Raw genomic sequence first — 2,695 nt, forward strand, 5'->3', positions numbered from 1 at the left:
TTCCAACAACCTGTATCATATATCCATTTAATATTTTCTGAATATATTCCACGTACTCGATACTCTAGATCACACGTACTAACGCAATCATTGTTAATATACCCTCCTCGATAAATCCTTAAGGCATAGTGCCAACAGGTATTCTTTCCAGTAATAGAATTAACAGGATCAGATGCTTTAGACATGCTAGTTACTTCTCTAGTTATACCAGAGGTACATTTTTTACTGTCATTGTAGACAATGAGGCTATACTTCACTCCTAGTCTATCTAGATTAGCAGCAATGAGGTAAGCTATTAAGCAACATCCACCGCTATTAACACGGTAGACGTCATCTAAAAATCGGCATAAACAATCTAGAGAATTCCTTAATTGCTTAATATTTAAATTCCGCATAAGGCTTTAAGTGAATCTAATTCTTCTTTAAACTCCTTAAAGTACGTGAGTAATGTAATGGCTTCATCCTGATGCTTTTGGCTTACTCTATAATGAGCAATCCTATTTACAGCATGGGCAAGTCCTATTCCATAGGCTACGTTCTTAAATTCCATTCTAGCCTCTTTTCCTCTTGGTTGTACTTTATATAACAACTCTAGGTCAAAGCTGACGGAAGAGTCATTTACTGGAGTTAGTCGAAAGTCCTTTTCCTCTATTACCATTCCGAGTTGTAGTTAATGAAGAATTCATTATCTATGGAATAATCTGAGAATATTTTAGGACATTGACTTATAGACTTTATTAATTGATTAGTTTCAGGATTATATATATCCATCACGGGCTTCTCATTCTCAGTTCTCATTACTATCTTGAGAACTGTATCTGGAGTCTTTTCGGAAGTAAATGTAATAGTTGCTGAGCTGTCATGAATCCACTCCGAAAGAGCCTCATCTAGAGCAAAAGTAGATTTATACCCCTTCTTGCCCAGTGAGATATACCATCGTCCTTTTACAACCTTAAGATATATTTTGTGATTCATTCTTAAGTCGGTTAAGGATAAAATCTACTATATCTCCTATACTTTCTTTTAGTATAGATAATTCAGAGTCCTCTACCTTAAAGTCATATTTTCTCTCCATATAACTAATAAGGTCTGTAGCGTCTAGACTATCTAATCCAACATCTTCCGATAGGCTACTAGCCTCATCCAGTTCTACAGGGTATCCAAGATCAGAGTTAATATACTCGATCATGTCCCTAATTAAGTCATTCCTCTCCATAATTTACTTTTACTACAATTGAACTATTAGTTCCTCCTAATCCAAAAGAATTACTAAGAATAAATTCTGAAGTCTCCTCTGGTACTAAGTTCCTCTTGATGTTTAGATTAAGAGAGTAATCCTTAGTATTTATGTTAGGAGGAATAAACTTAGCCTTGGATGCCAGTATAGCATATATAAGCTCGCTTGCTCCTGCCATCCACATCTCGTGCCCAGTCATAGCCTTAGTAGCTATAACATAAGGAAGATGAGGAAATACTTGTAGGATAGCTTCTGCTTCTACAGCATCTCCCTGCTGAGTACCAGTAGCGTGTGCACTTACTAAGTCTATCTTATCATAAGAAAGATCTCCTAGAGCAAGCTTCATGCACTCTACTTCGGACTCTACCGTGCTAGCTGCAAGACTTCCAGAAGAATTAGCTCCATAGCCTATGATTTCTCCATAGATTCTTGCTCCTCTAAGAGTAGCGTGTGTGAGACTTTCTAATACTAAACAAGCTCCTCCTCCACTTGGAACTAGCCCACATCTAGAGTTATCAAATGGCCTAACGGCAGTACTTGGGTCTTCCGCTGTGGAGAAGTTTCCAAGAGCATCAAAGGAGAATACAGAAGCTTCATTAACTTCTTGGCACCCTCCACACAAAATGCTCTCCTCTACTCCTCCTTTTATGAGGTTATAGGCAACTCCTATAGCATGTCCTCCAGAAGCACAAGCTCCTCCTATAGAGAAGGATACTCCCCTTAAAGGAAGAAGAGAGGTTAGTACTGCTGTAGGATTAGAAGATAGAGTTTTTATAACGTGAGTAGGTCCCAATTTAGAGGTGTCTCTAAAATTCAGAAAGCATAGAAATGCGTCTAACATAGCCTTAGCACTACTATCGTTTCCTATTATCACCCCACATCTTCCTACATCCCCAGCATCTTCTAGAGCCTCCTTAGCAGCTGTGTAAAGATATTCTACTCCCCGTGACATGAACCTTCTTAAAGGTTTTGGAATATTAGGGGAGGGAAGTTTCCCAGTTAAAGGAGATCGAAATCCATGTTCTAGTCTCTCCTCATCCCTAGATAGCCCACAGCTACCTTTTGATAAGGAAGATAAAACTTCTTGCTTATTAGTTCCTAAGCAAGAGTATATTCCTATTCCCGTTATAACAACTCTGTTCATTGTATTGGTATTAAGTAATACTTTACATCGTTTTGTAATGCTCTAAAGAAAATGATGTTAACATCAGATTCTATTCTTAGAACTTCATCAGGAAAGGAGTATACTCTAAGAACACCAAAACTCTTTACAAAATAACAGACAGCTCCATCACTTGAAGCATCTGTTATTATACAAGTCTGGTTATCGGTCGGCTTAAGTAAATCCATAATCCAAGAGTCACTCTCTTTAATTGGAAAAGTCTTTCCTTCAAATTCAAGATGCCACTTAGAATCAGATTTTACAATTTTTATAGTCTTAACCATTATACACCAGTT

At 37.5% G+C, this 2,695-nt stretch carries 6 protein-coding genes; all 6 read right to left on the reverse strand.

The features are described 5' to 3' along the window. A partial coding sequence (locus tag ACI3VO_RS13560) for a hypothetical protein (RefSeq protein WP_439758429.1) occupies window positions 1-257 on the reverse strand: 257 nt, incomplete at its 3' end. Window positions 258-382: 125 nt separating this feature from the next. Further along, entirely contained in the window at window positions 383-658 is a 276-nt protein-coding gene (locus ACI3VO_RS13565) for a hypothetical protein (protein ID WP_439758430.1), read from the reverse strand. Beyond that, the gene (locus tag ACI3VO_RS13570) at window positions 652-975 is read right to left on the reverse strand and encodes a hypothetical protein (protein WP_439758431.1); all 324 of its coding nucleotides are present in this window, start codon (window positions 973-975) and stop codon (window positions 652-654) included. Before ACI3VO_RS13570 ends, ACI3VO_RS13565 begins: the two co-directional genes overlap by 7 nt. Further along, a complete protein-coding gene (locus ACI3VO_RS13575) occupies window positions 953-1,216 on the reverse strand; it encodes an acyl carrier protein (protein WP_439758432.1) in 264 nt (87 codons plus the stop codon). The genes ACI3VO_RS13570 and ACI3VO_RS13575 overlap by 23 nt, the downstream gene beginning before the upstream one ends. Next, entirely contained in the window at window positions 1,203-2,381 is a 1,179-nt protein-coding gene (locus tag ACI3VO_RS13580; protein ID WP_439758433.1) for a beta-ketoacyl-[acyl-carrier-protein] synthase family protein, read from the reverse strand. The genes ACI3VO_RS13575 and ACI3VO_RS13580 overlap by 14 nt, the downstream gene beginning before the upstream one ends. Beyond that, window positions 2,378-2,695, reverse strand: a 318-nt coding sequence (locus ACI3VO_RS13585; protein ID WP_439758434.1) for a hypothetical protein, incomplete at its 5' end; no start/stop codon positions are given. The genes ACI3VO_RS13585 and ACI3VO_RS13580, both read right to left, overlap by 4 nt.

It is taken from the genome of Intestinibacter sp. (assembly GCF_051866655.1).
In the GTDB taxonomy this organism is placed as follows: domain Bacteria; phylum Bacillota; class Clostridia; order Peptostreptococcales; family Peptostreptococcaceae; genus Intestinibacter.